Here is a 17,351-nt window from a genome sequence, read left to right on the forward strand (position 1 = left end):
TGGGGAGTAATGCTGGAAAACCAAAGGGACGGACTCAAAAGTCCGTCCCTTTGTGCATCAGATCATCGGCTACCAATCGTGAATGGTCGCTGTGCTTGCATCAGATCAGGCAGGTCGCGCCATTTGATCCAGGACTGATGCTGCCAACGCAGCAGCGGCACCGAGATTCCGGCCCACTGCAACGAACTCAGACTTGGAATGTTCTCCAACGACGCCGCATTCGAATCACGCAGCATTGGCATGACCTCATTGCTCAGCCATTGACGCAGGTTTCGATTTTCCGGGACGAAATGGTGAACGAGCAGGGCGTACATCCCTGATTCACTGACCATCAGTGATTCGACCGTTTTGCCATTCTTCAGCAGCCAGACATATTGGCGTTGATCAGGATCTAGCTTCAGGGTGAGTCTTTGGTCCAGCGGTCGACCCATCAAGCGACCTAAATCCTGAACGCAGAACCAGGCTTGGTTGGCTTGCATGAAGGCGTGGAGGAAGCGGTTGTGGCGGGTGAAGACAGTAGGGGTGAAATGAGGATGGGTCATGGCCTGCCTCCCGCGAAAGTCGGATGGCACTTTGTGAAAACTTCAGGATTTGAGATGTTGTGCTTAAGCATTTTTCGACTCCAGGATGAAAAAAGGGAGCCGCCACTCATATGGGAGCGCGGATGCGCCATGTTGATGATGTACCGGCTTCGACCCCGGGCCGCTGATTTTGCAGCGACGGGATGAAGCCTATCGTTCAGGCGCTCGCGGCGCCAAGTCTACTCTGGCGACGCTTGTTGTAGGAATCGTTGCCTTTGCTGGAAGGCTCCATCTGTAGGAATTTCCTGTTTTTGCACGAAGTGCAGGGAAACAGCGCCAAATGAATGTTTTTTCCTATATTTATTCTGCTCTTGGAAATTAAGTGCAGGATTTCTACATGTTGATCGAATTTTCGGTTTCCAATTATCGCTCCTTCCGCGAGGCGCAAACCCTGTCCATGGTGGCGACCCCGCGTCTGAGTAAAAAACGCAATGTTTTCCAACCTTCAGTGAGTGGCGAAAAGCTTCCTGATTTGTTGAAGGTGGCAGCGATCTACGGGCCGAACGCGTCCGGTAAATCTTCGCTTATCCAGGCGATGGGGATCATGGGACGCCTGCTCGCAACGACACCCTCCTCAAATGACGAACCACTGCCGGTTTCACCGTTTCGCTTTGATCCGCAACTCCAGAACGAACCCAGTTCCTTTGAGTACAACTTCATTCAAAACGGGCTCCGATATCGGTTTGTTCTACGCGTTACTTCGCAACGGATAATCAAGGAGCAGCTGGTCTCCTATCCCAAAGGGAAAGAAACGCTGCTGTATGAGCGTCGTTTTGGTGACGAGGGAGAGCAGTATGTTTTTGGCTCAAGTCTTGAGGGTGGGAAAGATGTCCACAATGCTTGGCGGCGTTTGACGAGCCCGAAGGTTTTGTTTATTTCGCAGGCCGTGGCGAACAGCAGCGAAGAACTGACACAGTTGCGAGCACCGTTTACCTGGTTTCAAACCGGTCTCCTTGTCATTGAACAGAACAACATGATGGGGTTGTCTGAAGCCTCCATCAGGTTTCTACAGGTTGCCTCGGACTACACGGGTGATTTAAAGGAGTTTTTAAGGGAAGTGGATATCCCAGTGTCTGCTATTCAACTCAATACTGAGGATGTGGATGCTGTACCGACCAAGAAAAAGCTCACGTTAAAAGAATTCTTCGCCGCCGCCCAAAAAGACAAGGTGACCCTGACGCATACAAGTCTTTTAGGAACAGCGGAGTTTGATTTCTCAGAGGAGTCTGGCGGCACAAAAAACCTGATTGGTTTCTGGTTGCCCTGGTTCATGATCAATCGCGCAGATGGAAGCGGGATACTGTCTGTCGATGAGTTGGACAGTAGCCTTCATCCAGAAATAGTTGCTGATCTGCTCGGGAAGCATCTTGATAGGGGGTTGGATACTCAGCTGATCTTTACGACTCACGACACTCATCTAATGAACGCAAAAATTCTGCGGCGTGATCAGTTCTGGATCACTGAGCGCGATGCCAATGGTGCAACCAGTATTTTTTCCGTTCACGATTTTGAAGGGCGAGAGGGGGAGGATATTGAGAAGCGCTACTTTGAAGGCCGTTACCGCGGTTTGCCTTTGATCAGGCTGAGGTGACCATGATGCGCTCGACAAAATCATTTGATCGAATGAAGTCGAGACTCAAGCCTCAGCCCAAAGTGTTGGTCCTCTGTGAAGATAGCAAGTCAGGAAAACGGTATCTGGAGGAGGCCGCCTTTCATTTTCGTGCTAAGGCCCAGGTTGAAATTGCCCACTGCGGCGTCACGCACCCAAGCGGCATTGTTGAAAGAGCCATAGCCCGTCAGAAATGTTTCGATAGGGTATTTTGTGCATTGGATCGTGATACACATCTATGTTTTGAGAGGGCGATAGATCTGGCGAAGCCTCATCCGAAAATCAAAGTCATAGCGTCATTTCCCTGTTTTGAGTTTTGGCTTCTTTTGCACTTCGGCTTCAATCGAAAGCCATTTAGAGCTGTCGGGAAAAACTCTCCGGGCGACTTGGTAGCCAAGAGCCTCAGAGAAAAACCGAACATGGATAAGTACGAGAAGGGCAAAGACATCAGCTATTTTGCTCAGCTATTGGGCGAGCCTTTTCAGAAAGCCAGAGCTTTGGCCCCCAAGATTCTCGAGGACGTCGCCATCAGCGGCGAACCTAACCCCAGCACCGAAATCCATCTACTGATGGATGAATTCGAAACCCTCTCCAAGCCTCAGCCGATCTAACTCCATCAACCGTGCCCACAGAGATGAGGGCACGGTTGATTTCGGAGCGAGGCTTACCCACGAAGCATTTTTAATGCTTGAACATCACATGCCTTACAACGGTGTAGTCCTCCAGCCCATACAGGGACATGTCCTTGCCATAACCGGACAATTTCTGACCGCCATGCGGCATTTCGCTGACCAGCATGAAGTGGGTGTTCACCCAGGTGCAGCCATACTGCAGGCGCGCAGACAGGCGATGGGCGCGGCCGACGTCCGAGGTCCAGACCGACGACGCCAGGCCGTAGTCCGAATCGTTGGCCCAGGCCAGGGCCTGCGCTTCATCGGTGAATTTGGTCACCGATACCACCGGCCCGAACACTTCGCGGCGCACGATTTCGTCGTCCTGTTGTGCGTCGGCCAGCACCGTCGGCTCAAAGAAGAAGCCATTGCCTTCCACTGGCTTGCCGCCGGTGATCAAACGAATGTGCGGTTGCGCCATGGCCCGCTCGATAAACCCGGTCACGCGGTCGCGATGTTGCGCGCTGATTAATGGGCCCAGCTCCGTCGATGGATCATCCTGCACGCCGTACTTGAGGCTGCTGACCGCGGCGCCGAGCTTCTCGACGAAGGTGTCGTAGATGCCAGCCTGGGCGTAGATGCGGCAGGCGGCGGTGCAGTCCTGGCCGGCGTTGTAGAAACCGAAGGTGCGAATGCCTTCCACGGCGGCGTCGATGTCGGCATCGTCGAAGATGATCACCGGCGCCTTGCCGCCCAGTTCCATGTGCATGCGTTTGACGCTGCCGGCGGTGCTGGAAATGATATTCGAGCCGGTAGCGATGGAACCGGTCAGCGATACCATGCGCACTTTCGGGTGGGTGACCAGTGGGGTGCCAACGGTAGGACCACGACCGAATACCAGGTTAAGCACGCCCGCCGGGAAAATTTCCGACGCCAGTTCTGCCAGGCGCAGGGCGGTCAGCGGGGTTTGTTCCGACGGTTTGAGCACCACGGTATTACCGGCGGCCAGGGCCGGGGCGACTTTCCAGGCGAGCATCATCAGCGGGTAGTTCCATGGCGCGATGGAGGCAATCACGCCCACCGGGTCGCGGCGGATCATCGAGGTGTGGCCGTGCAAGTATTCACCCCCCAGCGCGCCGCCCATGCAACGGCTGGCCCCGGCGAAGAATCGGAACACGTCGGCAATCGCCGGGATCTCGTCGTTCAGCGCGGCGCTGTAGGGTTTGCCGCAGTTGTCCGACTCCAGTTTGGCCAGCTCTTCGCCATGGGCTTCGATGATGTCGGCGAGTTTGAGCAGCAACAGCGAGCGTTCTTTCGGCGTGGTTTGCGACCAGCCTTCAAAGGCGCTATCGGCGGCGCGCACGGCGGCGTCGACCTGGGCTTCGCTGGCTTCGTTGATTTCCACCAGTACACGACCGAGGGCCGGGTTGAACACGGCTTGGGCGGGGCCGTCGCCGGCGACCAGTTGGCCATTGATCAAGAGTTTGGTTTGCATGGTGTTGTCCTCCGAAGCTGTTGTATTTCCTCTGTGGGAAATGAGTTGTCAGTTATTTCCCGCCACTGCCCGCAACGCTTTCCCCACCACGGGTCAGGTAATACGCGCCGAGAATCGGCAGCATGGTCACCATCATCACCAGCATCGCCACGACGTTGGTCACCGGCACGTCCCGAGGGCGGCTGAGCTGGTTGAGCAGCCACAACGGCAAGGTGCGTTCGTGGCCAGCGGTGAAGGTGGTGACGATGATTTCGTCGAACGACAGGGCAAACGCCAGCATACCGCCGGCCAGCATCGCCGAGCCGAGGTTCGGCAGGACGATGTAGCGGAAGGTCTGCCAGCCGTCGGCGCCGAGGTCCATGGACGCTTCGATCAAGCTGTAGGATGTGCGGCGCAATCGGGCGATGACGTTGTTGTAGACGATCACCACGCAGAAGGTCGCGTGACCGATCACGATGGTGAATACCCCCGGCTCGATCCCCAGCGTCTTGAAGGTCGCCAGCAGCGCGATCCCGGTGATGATCCCCGGCAATGCGATCGGCAGGATCAGCATCAGCGAGATGCCTTGCTTGCCGAAGAAGTCCCGCCGGTACAACGCCGCCGAGGCGAGGGTGCCGAGGATCAGCGCAATCAGCGTGGCGATGGCGGCGATCTGCAGCGACAGCTTGATCGCTTCCAGTACGTCGGGCCGCGAGAACGCCACGCCGATCCACTTCAGGGTGAAGCCCTTGGGCGGAAAGCTGAACGCCGCGTCTTCGGTGTTGAAGGCATAGAGGAGGATGATCAGGATCGGGAAATGCAAGAACAGCAACCCACCCCAGGCGGCGATGCGCAGGCCCAGGGAGGCCCGGTCTTGAGAAGAAGAGTCAGAGCGCATCGAAGGCCCCCAGACGTTTGACGATGGACAGGTAAATGGCGATCAGCACGATCGGCACCAGTGTGAAGGCTGCCGCCATCGGCATGTTGCCGATCGCCCCTTGCTGGGCGTAGACCATGCTGCCGACGAAGTAGCCCGGCGGGCCCACCAGTTGCGGCACGATGAAATCGCCCAGCGTCAGTGAAAAGGTAAAGATCGAACCGGCCGCGATCCCCGGAATCGACAACGGCAGAATCACTTGCATGAAGGTCTGGCGCGGCTTGGCGCCCAGGTCCGCCGAAGCTTGCAGCAAGGAGGGCGGCAGGCGTTCCAGTGACGCCTGGATCGGCAGGATCATGAACGGCAGCCAAATATAGACAAACACCATGAACCGCCCCAGGTGCGAGGTCGACAAGGTGCTGCCACCCACTCCTGGCATCCCGAGCACGAACTGCAACACCGGCTCCAGATTCAAATACTGAACGAACCACTGCGCCACGCCGCCCTTGGCCAGCAGCAAGGTCCAGGCATAGGCCTTGACGATGTAACTGGCCCACATCGGCATCATCACCGCGATGTAGAAAAACGCTTTGGTGTTGCCGCTGGTGTAGCGCGCCATGTAGTAGGCGATCGGGAAGGCCACGATTGCACTGGCGATCGACACGACGATGGCCATGCTCAGGGTGCGCAGGATGATGTCGAAGTTCGACGGCTGGAACAGCGCAGTGAAGTTCGCCAGGGTCAGGTCGGGGGTGACCGTCATGGTGAAATCATCGAATGTGTAGAAGCCTTGCCACAACAACGTCAGCAGCGAGCCGAGGTAGATCGCGCCAAACCACAGCAGCGGCGGCACCAGCAGCAGCGACAGATACAGGTTCGGCCGCCGGTACAGCAGGTTGGAAAACCGGCGCAACGGCGAGCCGCTGGCTGGTGTTCGAGGGATCACGCTGTCCATCTCACACCCCGCCCACAACATTGTCGTGCAGCGGAATCATCGCCTCGCGCGCCCAACGAGCGCTGATGCGTTGCCCAGGCTGATGTTGTGCACTGACGTCCAGCCACTGGACGTTGGCCTTGCTGATGTTCAGGGTCTGGCCGTTTTCCAGTTTCAGTTCATAGCGGGTGGCGCTGCCCTGGTACTGGATGTCGTGCAGCAGGCCGCTGACTTCTATTTCATTGCTGGCCAGCGGGCCTTCGGCGAAACGCACATGTTCGGGGCGGATCGAAAACGGCTGTGGATTGCCGCTCAGTTGCTGCGCCAGATCACCGCGAATCACGTTGGAGGTGCCGACGAATTCGGCAACGAAGGTGGTTGCCGGTTTCATATAGAGGCTGCGCGGCGTGTCGACCTGTTCAATGCGCCCCTTGTTGAACACCGCCACGCGGTCGGACATCGACAACGCTTCGGTCTGATCGTGAGTGACGAAGATAAAGGTGATGCCGAGCTGGCGTTGCAGCTTCTTCAACTCGCCTTGCATTTGCTCGCGCAGCTTCAGGTCGAGGGCGCCCAAGGGTTCGTCGAGCAACAACACGCGAGGGCGATTGACCAACGCGCGAGCCAGGGCCACACGCTGGCGTTGGCCGCCCGAGAGTTGCACGGGTTTGCGCTCGCCGTAGCCGTTGAGGGCGACCATGTCGAGGGCTTCTTCGGCACGTTTGTGGCGTTCGGTCTTGCCGACGCCTTTGACTTTCAAACCATAGGCGACGTTGTCGAGTACGTTCATGTGCGGGAACAGCGCGTAATCCTGGAACACAGTGTTTACGTCGCGCTGATACGGCGGCAGCCCGGCGGCTTCGGCGCCATGAATGCGGATAGAGCCGGTGCTCGGCTGTTCGAAACCGGCGATCAGGCGCAGGCAGGTGGTTTTACCCGAGCCAGAAGGGCCCAGCAGGGAAAAGAACTCGCCGTCCTGGATGTCGATGGAAACCCGGTCAACGGCCTTCACCTCGCCGAACTGACGGGAAACGTTGGTGAACTGGACTGCAAGCGTCATGGATACGGTGCTCCCAAAAAGCGGGGGCCCATCACTGCGGCCCCTGCCTGGACTTCTGAAAAAGCTGAATCGGTGTGCTTTTTTAGCTGGAATGCTCACTGTGGCGAGGGGGCTTGCCCCCGTTGGGCTGCGTAGCAGCCCTGAAAAGGAGAGCGCGGTTTATCTGCTAGACCGCGGTGACTGGTTCCAGGGCGGCTTCGCCACCCAACGGGGGCAAGCCCCCTCGCCACAAAAGCTCCCTCGCCACAAGGTCGGTGTATTACCTGCCTCCCATAATCGCAATGTAATCCTGGGTCCAACGGCTATAAGGTACAAACTTGCCACCCTCAGCCTGCGGGGTTTTCCAGAAGGCGATCTTGTCGAACTGTTCGAAGCCGTTGGTTTTGCAACCCTCGGCCCCCAGCAGTTCACTTGCCTTGCACGCCGCCGGAACCGCCGGCAGCGAGCCGAACCAGGCGGACACATCGCCCTGGACCTTCGGCGTCAACGACCAGTCCATCCACTTATAGGCACAGTTCGGGTGCTTGGCTTCGGCGTGCATCATGGTGGTATCGGCCCATCCGGTGGCGCCTTCTTTGGGGATGGTCGAGGCGATTGGCTGTTTCTCGTTCAGCAGGCCGTTGACCTGATACGGCCAGGAGCTGGAAGCCACCACGCCTTCGTTCTTGAAGTCACTCATCTGCACGGTGGTGTCGTGCCAGTAGCGGTGGATCAGCTTTTGTTGACCGCGCAGTAGATCGAGCACGGCCTTGTACTGTTTTTCGTCGAGCAGGTAAGGGTCTTTGATGCCCAGTTCCGGCTTGACGGTTTTCAGGTACAGCGCCGCGTCCGCGATGTAGATCGGGCCGTCATACGCCTGCACGCGGCCCTTGTTGGATTTACCGTCGGGCAGCTTCTGCTCTTCGAGTATCACGCTCCAACTGGTCGGCGGCTGTTTGAACACGTTGGTGTTATACATGAGCACATTCGGACCCCATTGGTACGGGGTGCCATAGGTTTGCTTGTCGACGACGTACCACGGCCCATCCTTCAGGCGCGGATCGAGATTCTTCCAGTTGGGGATCAATGCGGTGTTGATCGGCTGGACACGCTTGCCGGCAATCAAGCGCAGGGAGGCATCGCCGGACGCCGTCACCAGGTCGTAACCACCCTTGGCCATCAGGCTGACCATTTCATCGGACGTGCCGGCCGTCTTGACGTTGACCTTGCAGCCGGTTTCTTTCTCGAAAGCGCTGACCCAGTCGTAAGCCTTGTCGCTTTCACCCCGTTCGATATAGCCGGGCCAGGCAACGATATCCAGCTGACCTTCGCCGGCACCAACGGCTTTCAGCGGCTCGGCGGCCTGCAGGCTGGCGCTGGCCAGCAGTGCTGTGGTGATTGCACTGAGCAGTGCGGTCTTGTGTTCGAACATGGGGTTTCCCTCTTCTTTAATTAGGGTCGGGACAGCGTTGAACGGGGTAGTTCGCCACGAGTGGCTTGTTATTAGCGTAGTGCGCTTTGTGGGAGGCTGACTGAGGCCGGGCTGTGTCATGGGTTTATCCAGACTAGTGCCCGATGCCACGGTCGACAAATATCCAATGCGGGATGCGATGTTTCTGCCGAATTCCGGCTATTTATTGGCGGGATGAGAAACGATGCTCAGCGTCTTATAAATGAAACATCGCCCTCAGCTATACTCCCCCGCAATTTGACCCGCACCGAGGACTGACTGTGAAGAACTGGACGTTGCGCCAACGCATTTTGGCGAGCTTTGCGGTAATTATCGCGATCATGCTGTTGATGGTCGTGGTGTCTTTTTCTCGGCTGATGAAGATCGACGCCGGCGCAGACAGAGTGCGCACCGATGCGGTGCCCGGGGTGTATTTCAGTTCGATGATCCGTGGTGCCTGGGTCGACAGTTTTAACCTCACCCAGCAGATTGTCGGCCTTTCCGGAGGTCGCGAAATAACCGCTGCCGACCAGACCATGTACAAGAGCTTCGAAGAGCGCGTGGGCGAGCAGATGGCCAACTATCGCAAGACCATTTTCACGCCGGACGATCAGGTTCTATTCGACGAATTCGAAGTGCGTCATCAGCTCTACAACAAGGAAATGGCGAACGTTCTCGACCTCTATCAGCGCAAGGAGTACGAACAGGCACGCCTTGCCCTGGAGCAAAAACTCATGCCGGCCTGGCTCAATGGGCGCAAGCAGTTGAGCGCCCTTCTTGAAAGTAATCACGAGCTGGCAGAGCAAGCCACGCTGGCCATCAGCGACGCGGTGACGGCCGCCAAAATCAGCATGGGCGTCTCTCTGCTGCTGGCGATCATCGTGGCTGGCTTCTGCGGGCTGTTGCTGATGCGCGCGATCATGGCGCCGATGAATCGCATTGTGGATGTCCTCGACGTCATGCGCACTGGCGACCTCAGCAATCGCCTGAATCTTGATCGCAAGGACGAGTTCGGCGCGGTGGAAACCGGCTTCAACGACATGATGACCGAACTCACCTCGCTGGTGTCCCAGGCCCAGCGCTCCTCGGTGCAGGTCACTACGTCAGTCACGGAAATCGCCGCGACCTCCAAGCAGCAACAAGCCACCGCGACCGAAACCGCAGCCACCACCACCGAAATCGGTGCGACCTCGCGGGAAATTGCCGCCACCTCGCGTGACTTGGTGCGCACCATGACCGAAGTCTCCACCGCCGCCGATCAGGCGTCGGTGCTGGCCGGTTCCGGTCAGCAGGGGCTGGCGCGCATGGAAGACACCATGCACTCGGTGATGGGCGCGGCAGATCTGGTGAACGCCAAACTGGCGATCCTCAACGAGAAGGCCGGCAACATCAATCAGGTGGTGGTGACCATCGTCAAAGTCGCCGACCAGACCAACCTGTTGTCCCTGAACGCCGCGATCGAAGCTGAGAAGGCCGGCGAGTATGGTCGCGGGTTTGCCGTGGTCGCCACCGAAGTGCGGCGTCTGGCAGACCAGACCGCTGTGGCCACCTACGACATCGAGCAGATGGTGCGCGAAATCCAGTCGGCGGTGTCGGCTGGGGTCATGGGCATGGACAAGTTCTCTGAGGAAGTGCGCCGCGGCATGTCCGAGGTGCAGCAGGTGGGCGAGCAGCTGTCGCAGATCATTCATCAGGTCCAGGCGCTGGCGCCACGGGTGTTGATGGTCAACGAAGGCATGCAGGCCCAGGCCACTGGCGCCGAGCAGATCAACCACGCGCTGGTGCAGTTGGGCGATGCCAGCAGCCAGACGGTTGAGTCCCTGCGCCAGGCCAGTTTCGCCATCGACGAACTGAGCCAGGTGGCCGTGGGGCTGCGTGGCGGTGTCTCGCGATTCAAAGTCTGATGAGCGAACTTACGGCCAGGCGCGGCGCGGCGATGCCGGCGAAGCAGTCGTTGTTTCTGGTGTTCCGCATCGGCAACGAGCGCTACGCCTTGCAGGCCATCGAGGTGGCCGAAGTGTTGCCGCAACTGCCGTTGAAACCCATTCCCCGGGCGCCGGACTGGGTGGCGGGGGTGTTCGCCTATCGTGGCGCGGTGGTGCCGGTGATCGACCTCAGCGCGCTGACGTTCGGTCAACCGGCCCAGGCTCGCACCAGCACGCGGCTGGTGTTGGTGCATTATCGGCCGGACGCAGCGACGCCTGCGCAATTGCTCGGGCTGATTCTGGAACAGGCCACCGACACGTTGCGCTGCAACCCGGCGGACTTTCAGCCTTATGGCCTGGACAATCGACAGGCGCCGTACCTCGGCCCGGTGCGCGAAGATGCCCAGGGGCTGCTGCAATGGGTGCGGGTTGCCGACTTACTGGATGCACAGGTTCGCGCCTTATTGTTTCCCTCGCCGCCGCTGGACCTGGCGCAGTTTGAGGAGCAGGGATGAGTAGCGATCAACGGTTTTTCGATTTCCTCAAGGAACGTATCGGCCTGGATGTGGGATCGGTCGGCCCGGCGCTCATCGAGCGCGCGGTGCGCCAGCGCATCACGGCGGTTCGGGCGCTGACGGCCGATGAGTATTGGCGCACTTTGTTGGGGTCGCGTGACGAACAGCAGGCGCTGATTGAAGCGGTGATCGTCCCCGAAACCTGGTTTTTCCGTTACCCGGAATCCTTCGCCACGCTGGCGAAGCTGGCGGCCAAGCGGCTGGCGGCGATCAACAACATGCGCGCCCTGCGGATTCTCAGCCTGCCGTGCTCCACCGGCGAAGAACCGTACTCGATCGCCATGGCATTGCTCGATGCCGGGCTGGCACCGCACCAGTTCAAGGTCGACGGCATGGACGTCAGCCCGCTGTCGGTGGAAAAGGCCAGGCTCGCGCTGTACGGCAAAAATTCGTTTCGTGGCCAGGACATCGAGTTTCGCGAGCGCCATTTCACCGCTAAACACGACAACTATCGCCTCAGCGGACGCGTGCTTGAACAGGTGCGTTTACAGGTCGGTAACCTGCTGGATCCGACTTTGCTGGTCAACGAGCCGCCCTATGACTTCGTGTTCTGTCGCAACCTGCTGATCTATTTCGACCAGCCGACCCAGCAGCAAGTGTTCGAAGTGCTCAAGCGCCTGACTCACGTCGACGGCGTGCTGTTTATCGGCCCGGCCGAGGGCAGTCTGCTCGGCCGTTTCGGCATGCGCTCGATCGGTATCCCGCAGTCGTTTGCCTTCAGTCGTCAGAGCGCACCCGAGCCGCTTGCGACCTTCGCGCCGATGCCGATGCCGCTGCCAGCGCAGCAACCGGTGCGCAGCGTGACTCCTCCGCCGGCGCGCAGTCGGCCTTTTGCGACGGTCGTGCCGATGCCTCAGGCTACCGTCACCCCTTCGGTTACCCCTTCAGGCGCCACCTCTTCGGACGCCACCACACTGTTGGCGAATATCGCCGCGCTGGCCAACGAAGGCAAAAGTGCCGAGGCCCGTGCCGCCTGCGAAAGTTATTTACGCAGTCACGAGCCGGTGGCCCAAGTGTTCTATTGGCTGGGGCTGCTCAGCGATGTCGCCGGCAGTGCCCTGGAGGCCCAGGGCTTTTATCGCAAGGCGTTGTACCTCGAACCGCAACACCCCGACGCGTTGATGCACCTGGCGGCCTTGCTGCAATCCCAGGGCGACACGGCGGGTGCCAGAAGATTGCAGGCCCGCGCCGCCCGCAGCGAGCGCGCCGCTGACAGTGAGCGTAAACGATGAACGCCTCCGACACCTTGAACGTCACCCATGAAGATGCCCAGGCCATCGACGACTGTTGGAACCGCATCGGTATCCACGGCGACCAGTCCTGCCCACTGCTGAGCGAGCACATTCATTGCCGCAATTGCGCGGTGTACTCGGCCGCCGCCACGCGCTTGCTCGACCGCTACGCCTTGCAGCAGGACGACCGTGGGCAAATCTCCACGGTGGCCGAGAGCGAGGTGAAAACCCGTTCGCTGCTGATGTTTCGCCTCGGCGAAGAGTGGCTGGGCCTGGCCACCCGCAGCCTGGTCGAAGTGGCGCCGCTGCAAGCGATCCATTCCTTGCCGCACCAGCGCTCCCGGGCGTTGCTCGGCGTAGCGAATGTGCGCGGTGCCTTGGTGGCGTGCCTGTCTTTGGTGGAGCTGTTGGGGCTCGACGACACCAGTGGCGTGGCGCCCGGCGCGCGGGTAACGCCGCGGATGCTGATCATCGCCGCCCACGGTGGGCCGGTAGTGGTGCCGGTGGACGAAGTGGACGGGATTCACGCCATCGACGAGCGCATTCTCGATGCGGCATCTCAGTCCGGCACCCAGGCCAGCGCCAAATACACCCGTGGTGTCTTGCAATTCAAAGGTCGCAGCCTGCGTTGGCTGGATGAAGAGCAGCTGTTGTCTGCCGTGACCCGGAGCCTCACATGACCCCCGACCAAATGCGTGACGCCTCTTTGCTGGAACTGTTCAGCCTGGAAGCCGAGGCCCAGACCCTGGTGCTGAGCGCCGGTCTGCTGGCGCTTGAGCGCGATCCGACCCAGGCCGATTACCTTGAGTCATGCATGCGCGCGGCCCATTCGCTCAAAGGCGCGGCGCGAATTGTCGGCGTCGATGCCGGGGTCAGCGTTGCCCATGTGATGGAAGATTACCTGGTCAGCGCCCAGGAAGGGCGCCTGTACCTGCGGCCCGAACACATCGATGCCCTGTTGCAAGGCACCGATCTGCTGATGCGGATTGCGACGCCGAGCAACGCTCCGGCACCTGCGGATATCGACGCTTATGTCGTCTTGATGGGACGGCTGCTTGAACACATGGCGACTGTCCCCATCGCGCTGCCGATGGCAGAACTTCAACTCGAACCGCCGACACCCAGGGTCGAGCCGCCCGTTCGTGCAGCCGAAACACCCGTCGAAACACTCATTGAAACACCCCAGGCAGAGCCCGCTGAGGCTGCGTCCAAGACCAGGCGCAGCACCGACACTGGCGAGCGCGTATTGCGCGTCACGGCCGAGCGTTTGAACAGCCTGCTCGACCTGTCGAGTAAATCGCTGGTGGAAACCCAGCGGCTCAAGCCGCACCTGGCCACCATGCAGCGCCTTAAACGCATGCAGAGCAATGGCCTGCGGGCGCTGGAAAGCCTCAACGTTCATCTCAAGGACCATGCCTTGAGCCTCGAAGCCCAGGAAGCCTTGGGCGATGCCCGTCGATTGCTGGCCGAGTCCCAGCAATTGCTGGTGGAAAAAAATGCCGAACTGGACGAGTTCGCCTGGCACGCCAGCCAGCGCGCACAGGTGTTGTATGACACCGCGCTGGCCTGTCGCATGCGGCCGTTCGCCGATGTGCTGAGCGGGCAAGTACGCATGGTCCGCGACCTCGGCCGCAATCTGGGCAAACAGGTGCGGCTGGAGATCGAGGGCGAAAAGACTCAAGTCGACCGCGACGTATTGGAAAAACTCGAAGCGCCGCTGACGCACCTGCTGCGCAACGCGGTGGATCACGGCATCGAAACCCCGGAACAGCGGCGCTTGGCCGGCAAGCCGGAGGAAGGCGTGATCCGTTTGCGAGCCTCCCATCAGGCCGGTCTGTTGGTGCTGGAACTGAGCGATGACGGCAATGGCGTCGACCTGGAAAAGGTCCGCCGCACTATCGTCGAGCGGCAGTTATCCCCAGCCGAGACTGCCGCTCAGTTGAGCGAAGAAGAGCTGCTGACGTTCCTGTTCCTGCCGGGTTTCAGCCTGCGCGACACGGTCACCGAAGTGTCCGGGCGCGGTGTCGGGCTGGATGCGGTTCAGCACATGGTCCGGCAGTTGCGCGGTGCCGTAGTGCTGGAGCAGACGGCGGGCGCGGGCAGTCGTTTCCACCTTGAAGTACCGCTGACGCTGTCGGTGGTGCGCAGTCTGGTGGTGGAAGTGGGTGACGAGGCGTACGCCTTCCCGCTGGCGCACATCGAGCGCATGTGCGACCTGGAGCCGGAAGACATCGTGCAGGTCGAAGGCCGGCAGCACTTCTGGTACGAAGGCCGGCATGTCGGGCTGGTCGCCGCCAGTCAGCTGTTGCATCGCCCGGCGAGCCAGAACAGCGCGCAGATCCTCAAAGTCGTGGTCATCCGTGAGCGCGAGGCGATCTACGGGGTGGCGGTCGAGCGGTTTATCGGCGAGCGGACGCTGGTGGTGCTGCCGCTGGACGAGCGTTTGGGCAAGGTGCAGGACATTTCCGCAGGGGCCTTGCTCGACGACGGCTCGGTGGTGCTGATCGTCGACGTCGAGGACATGCTGCGTTCGGTGGACAAACTGCTCAATACCGGGCGTCTGGAGCGCATTGCCCGGCACGCCAATCAGGCCGTTGAAGCCACGCGCAAACGGATTCTGGTGGTGGACGATTCGCTGACCGTTCGTGAGTTGCAGCGTAAGTTGCTGCTCAATCGCGGCTACGACGTCGCCGTGGCGGTGGACGGTATGGATGGCTGGAATGCCCTGCGTTCGGAGGATTTCGATCTGCTGATTACCGACATCGACATGCCGCGCATGGACGGCATCGAGCTGGTGTCTTTATTGCGTCGCGACAATCGCCTGCAATCGCTGCCGGTGATGGTGGTGTCCTACAAGGACCGCGAAGAAGACCGTCGCCGTGGACTGGACGCTGGCGCCGACTATTATCTAGCCAAGGCCAGTTTTCATGATGACGCCTTACTGGATGCAGTCGTTGAGCTCATTGGAGGGGCGCGAGCATGAAAATCGCCATCGTCAACGACATGCCCATGGCGGTAGAGGCTTTGCGCCGCGCCCTGGCATTCGAACCGACGCACGAGGTGGTCTGGGTCGCCAGCAACGGGGCGGAGGCGGTGCAACGTTGCACCGAATACACCCCGGACCTGATCCTGATGGACTTGATCATGCCGTTGATGGACGGCGTGGAAGCGACCCGGCGGATCATGGCCGAGACGCCGTGCGCGATCGTTATCGTCACCGTCGATCGTCAGCAGAATGTACACCGGGTGTTCGAAGCCATGGGCTACGGCGCGCTGGATGTGGTCGATACCCCGGCGCTGGGCGCTGGCAACCCTCAGGAAGCCGCCGCGCCGCTGCTGCGCAAGATTCTCAACATTGGCTGGCTGATCGGTGACCACAGCAATCGGGAGCGATCGGCACCGAGCCCGCACCGCAACTCGGCCTCGCGCCAGCGCCTGGTGGCGATCGGTTCATCCGCCGGCGGGCCGGCGGCGCTGGAAGTGCTGCTCAAGGGCCTGCCCCGGGATTTTTCGGCGGCCATCGTGCTGGTCCAGCATGTGGATCAGGTGTTTGCCGCCGGTATGGCCGAATGGCTTGCCACTGCCAGCGGCCTGGACGTGCGCCTGGCCCAGGAAGGCGAACCGCCACAGAGCGGCACGGTGCTGCTGGCTGGCACCAACCACCATATTCGCCTGCTGAAGAACGGCACGCTGGCCTACACCGCCGAACCGGTCAACGAGATCTATCGGCCTTCGATCGATGTGTTTTTCGAGAGCGTGGCCAGCTACTGGAGCGGTGACGCCGTGGGCGTTCTGCTGACCGGCATGGGGCGTGACGGCGCCCAGGGGCTTAAACTCATGCGCCAACAGGGCTACCTGACCATCGCTCAGGACCAGAACAGCAGTGCCGTGTACGGAATGCCCAAGGCGGCCGCAGCCATCGACGCTGCCATGGAAATCCGCCCACTGGACAAGATAGCGCCACGCTTGCTGGAGATTTTCCAAAAATGACTATCATTAGCAGCAATCGTGGCCCAAGCAGTACTCAGGTGACCGCACATGAATGAATTACAGCTCGACGACTACAAAACCGACGAAAACGCCGCCATGGTGTTGTTGGTGGACGATCAGGCGATGATCGGCGAGGCGGTGCGCCGTGGTCTGTCGAACGAAGAAAACATCGACTTCCACTTCTGTGCCGACCCGCACCAGGCCATCGCCCAGGCGATCCGCATCAAGCCGACGGTGATCCTTCAGGACCTGGTCATGCCCGGCCTCGACGGCCTGAGCCTGGTGCGCGAATACCGTAATCACCCGGCGACCAAGGACATTCCGATCATTGTCCTGTCGACCAAGGAAGACCCGCTGATCAAAAGCGCGGCGTTTGCCGCCGGGGCCAACGATTACCTGGTCAAGCTGCCGGACAACATCGAACTGGTGGCGCGCATCCGCTATCACTCACGCTCCTACATGACCCTGCTGCAGCGTGACGCGGCGTACCGCGCGTTGCGGGTCAGCCAGCAGCAGTTGCTCGACACCAACCTGGTGCTGCAACGCTTGATGAACTCCGACGGCCTGACCGGGCTGTCGAACCGCCGGCACTTCGACGAATACCTGGAGCTGGAGTGGCGGCGCTCATTGCGAGACCAGACGCAATTGTCGCTGTTGATGATCGATGTCGACTATTTCAAGTCCTACAACGACAGTTTTGGCCACCTCGAAGGCGATGAAGCCCTGCGCAAAGTCGCCACGGCAATTCGTGACGCCAGCGCCAGGCCATCGGACCTGCCGGCCCGTTACGGCGGCGAAGAGTTCGTCCTGGTCTTGCCCAATACCTCGCCGGGCGGTGCGCGGATGGTGGCGGAAAAATTGCGCCAGACCGTGGTCGGGTTGAAGATCCCGCACATTTTCCCGACCGAAGGTTCGTGCCTGACCATCAGCATCGGCCTGTCGACCGTGATCCCGCAGCCGGGCAGCGACTGCCGGCAATTGATCTCGGCGGCGGACAAGGGGTTGTACCTGGCGAAGAACAATGGGCGCAATCAGGTGGGGATTGAATGAACCA

General features: G+C 60.0%; 15 protein-coding genes. 9 read left to right on the top strand and 6 right to left on the bottom strand.

Features of this window, described 5'->3' with window-relative positions; genetic code table 11:
• Window positions 1-62 precede the first annotated feature (62 nt).
• A complete protein-coding gene (locus AC1RO5_RS14875; RefSeq protein ID WP_493175861.1) occupies window positions 63-542 on the bottom strand; it encodes a BRO-N domain-containing protein in 480 nt (159 codons plus the stop codon).
• 376 nt (window positions 543-918) lie between these two features.
• Here AC1RO5_RS14875 and AC1RO5_RS14880 point away from each other — a divergent pair, with 376 nt between their 5' ends.
• Entirely contained in the window at window positions 919-2,172 is a 1,254-nt protein-coding gene (locus AC1RO5_RS14880) for an AAA family ATPase (protein ID WP_493175863.1), read from the top strand.
• A gap of 2 nt (window positions 2,173-2,174) precedes the next feature.
• Window positions 2,175-2,801 (top strand): RloB family protein, encoded by a 627-nt coding sequence (locus AC1RO5_RS14885; RefSeq protein ID WP_493175865.1) that lies wholly within the window; start codon window positions 2,175-2,177, stop codon window positions 2,799-2,801.
• A 70-nt stretch (window positions 2,802-2,871) separates the two neighbouring features.
• Here the strand turns inward: AC1RO5_RS14885 and AC1RO5_RS14890 are convergent, their stop codons facing one another.
• From AC1RO5_RS14890 to ydcS, 5 genes are all read right to left on the bottom strand, one after another.
• The gene (locus tag AC1RO5_RS14890; RefSeq protein ID WP_493175867.1) at window positions 2,872-4,296 is read right to left on the bottom strand and encodes a gamma-aminobutyraldehyde dehydrogenase; all 1,425 of its coding nucleotides are present in this window, start codon (window positions 4,294-4,296) and stop codon (window positions 2,872-2,874) included.
• Between the two features lie 52 nt (window positions 4,297-4,348).
• On the bottom strand, window positions 4,349-5,173 hold the full coding sequence (locus AC1RO5_RS14895) for an ABC transporter permease (RefSeq protein ID WP_493175868.1): 825 nt from the start codon (window positions 5,171-5,173) through the stop codon (window positions 4,349-4,351).
• Window positions 5,163-6,107 (bottom strand): ABC transporter permease, encoded by a 945-nt coding sequence (locus AC1RO5_RS14900; protein WP_493175870.1) that lies wholly within the window; start codon window positions 6,105-6,107, stop codon window positions 5,163-5,165. Before AC1RO5_RS14900 ends, AC1RO5_RS14895 begins: the two co-directional genes overlap by 11 nt.
• 1 nt (window position 6,108) lies before the next feature.
• Complete coding sequence (locus tag AC1RO5_RS14905; protein WP_493175872.1) at window positions 6,109-7,146, bottom strand: ABC transporter ATP-binding protein; 1,038 nt, start codon at window positions 7,144-7,146, stop codon at window positions 6,109-6,111.
• 259 nt (window positions 7,147-7,405) lie between these two features.
• Window positions 7,406-8,557, bottom strand: coding sequence for a putative ABC transporter substrate-binding protein YdcS (gene ydcS / locus AC1RO5_RS14910; RefSeq protein WP_493175877.1), 1,152 nt, complete (start codon window positions 8,555-8,557; stop codon window positions 7,406-7,408).
• A 299-nt stretch (window positions 8,558-8,856) separates the two neighbouring features.
• Here ydcS and AC1RO5_RS14915 point away from each other — a divergent pair, with 299 nt between their 5' ends.
• From AC1RO5_RS14915 to AC1RO5_RS14945, 7 genes are read left to right on the top strand one after another with little or no spacing between them, the layout of a single operon-like run.
• Window positions 8,857-10,479: a methyl-accepting chemotaxis protein gene (locus AC1RO5_RS14915; protein WP_493175880.1), complete on the top strand. Its 1,623-nt coding sequence runs from the start codon at window positions 8,857-8,859 to the stop codon at window positions 10,477-10,479.
• Window positions 10,479-11,015: a chemotaxis protein CheW gene (locus AC1RO5_RS14920; protein ID WP_493175882.1), complete on the top strand. Its 537-nt coding sequence runs from the start codon at window positions 10,479-10,481 to the stop codon at window positions 11,013-11,015. Before AC1RO5_RS14915 ends, AC1RO5_RS14920 begins: the two co-directional genes overlap by 1 nt.
• Window positions 11,012-12,307, top strand: a complete 1,296-nt coding sequence (locus AC1RO5_RS14925) for a CheR family methyltransferase (protein ID WP_493175884.1) — start codon at window positions 11,012-11,014, stop codon at window positions 12,305-12,307. The genes AC1RO5_RS14920 and AC1RO5_RS14925 overlap by 4 nt, the downstream gene beginning before the upstream one ends.
• Window positions 12,304-12,987 carry a chemotaxis protein CheW gene (locus tag AC1RO5_RS14930; RefSeq protein ID WP_493175886.1) on the top strand — a complete coding sequence of 228 codons (684 nt, stop codon included), beginning with the start codon at window positions 12,304-12,306 and terminating at the stop codon, window positions 12,985-12,987. The genes AC1RO5_RS14925 and AC1RO5_RS14930 overlap by 4 nt, the downstream gene beginning before the upstream one ends.
• Window positions 12,984-15,290: a hybrid sensor histidine kinase/response regulator gene (locus AC1RO5_RS14935; protein WP_493175888.1), complete on the top strand. Its 2,307-nt coding sequence runs from the start codon at window positions 12,984-12,986 to the stop codon at window positions 15,288-15,290. The genes AC1RO5_RS14930 and AC1RO5_RS14935 overlap by 4 nt, the downstream gene beginning before the upstream one ends.
• On the top strand, window positions 15,287-16,297 hold the full coding sequence (locus tag AC1RO5_RS14940; protein WP_493175890.1) for a chemotaxis response regulator protein-glutamate methylesterase: 1,011 nt from the start codon (window positions 15,287-15,289) through the stop codon (window positions 16,295-16,297). The genes AC1RO5_RS14935 and AC1RO5_RS14940 overlap by 4 nt, the downstream gene beginning before the upstream one ends.
• Window positions 16,298-16,345: 48 nt before the next feature.
• Window positions 16,346-17,347 (top strand): diguanylate cyclase domain-containing protein, encoded by a 1,002-nt coding sequence (locus tag AC1RO5_RS14945; RefSeq protein WP_493175892.1) that lies wholly within the window; start codon window positions 16,346-16,348, stop codon window positions 17,345-17,347.
• Window positions 17,348-17,351: the final 4 nt, after the last annotated feature.

Source organism: Pseudomonas sp. GW822-FHT02G04 (genome assembly GCF_058802085.1).

What these genes read in the sequence shown, in the direction of transcription:
- AC1RO5_RS14925 (WP_493175884.1), top strand. Translation starts at nt 11,012, where the DNA reads ATGAGTAGCGATCAACGGTTTTTCGATTTCCTCAAGGAACGTATCGGC.
- AC1RO5_RS14940 (WP_493175890.1), top strand. Translation starts at nt 15,287, where the DNA reads ATGAAAATCGCCATCGTCAACGACATGCCCATGGCGGTAGAGGCTTTG.
- AC1RO5_RS14920 (WP_493175882.1), top strand. Translation starts at nt 10,479, where the DNA reads ATGAGCGAACTTACGGCCAGGCGCGGCGCGGCGATGCCGGCGAAGCAG.
- AC1RO5_RS14890 (WP_493175867.1), bottom strand. Translation starts at nt 4,296, where the DNA reads ATGCAAACCAAACTCTTGATCAATGGCCAACTGGTCGCCGGCGACGGC.
- AC1RO5_RS14875 (WP_493175861.1), bottom strand. Translation starts at nt 542, where the DNA reads ATGACCCATCCTCATTTCACCCCTACTGTCTTCACCCGCCACAACCGC.
- AC1RO5_RS14880 (WP_493175863.1), top strand. Translation starts at nt 919, where the DNA reads ATGTTGATCGAATTTTCGGTTTCCAATTATCGCTCCTTCCGCGAGGCG.
- AC1RO5_RS14895 (WP_493175868.1), bottom strand. Translation starts at nt 5,173, where the DNA reads ATGCGCTCTGACTCTTCTTCTCAAGACCGGGCCTCCCTGGGCCTGCGC.
- AC1RO5_RS14930 (WP_493175886.1), top strand. Translation starts at nt 12,304, where the DNA reads ATGAACGCCTCCGACACCTTGAACGTCACCCATGAAGATGCCCAGGCC.
- AC1RO5_RS14905 (WP_493175872.1), bottom strand. Translation starts at nt 7,146, where the DNA reads ATGACGCTTGCAGTCCAGTTCACCAACGTTTCCCGTCAGTTCGGCGAG.
- AC1RO5_RS14885 (WP_493175865.1), top strand. Translation starts at nt 2,175, where the DNA reads ATGATGCGCTCGACAAAATCATTTGATCGAATGAAGTCGAGACTCAAG.
- AC1RO5_RS14945 (WP_493175892.1), top strand. Translation starts at nt 16,346, where the DNA reads ATGAATGAATTACAGCTCGACGACTACAAAACCGACGAAAACGCCGCC.
- ydcS (WP_493175877.1), bottom strand. Translation starts at nt 8,557, where the DNA reads ATGTTCGAACACAAGACCGCACTGCTCAGTGCAATCACCACAGCACTG.
- AC1RO5_RS14935 (WP_493175888.1), top strand. Translation starts at nt 12,984, where the DNA reads ATGACCCCCGACCAAATGCGTGACGCCTCTTTGCTGGAACTGTTCAGC.
- AC1RO5_RS14900 (WP_493175870.1), bottom strand. Translation starts at nt 6,107, where the DNA reads ATGGACAGCGTGATCCCTCGAACACCAGCCAGCGGCTCGCCGTTGCGC.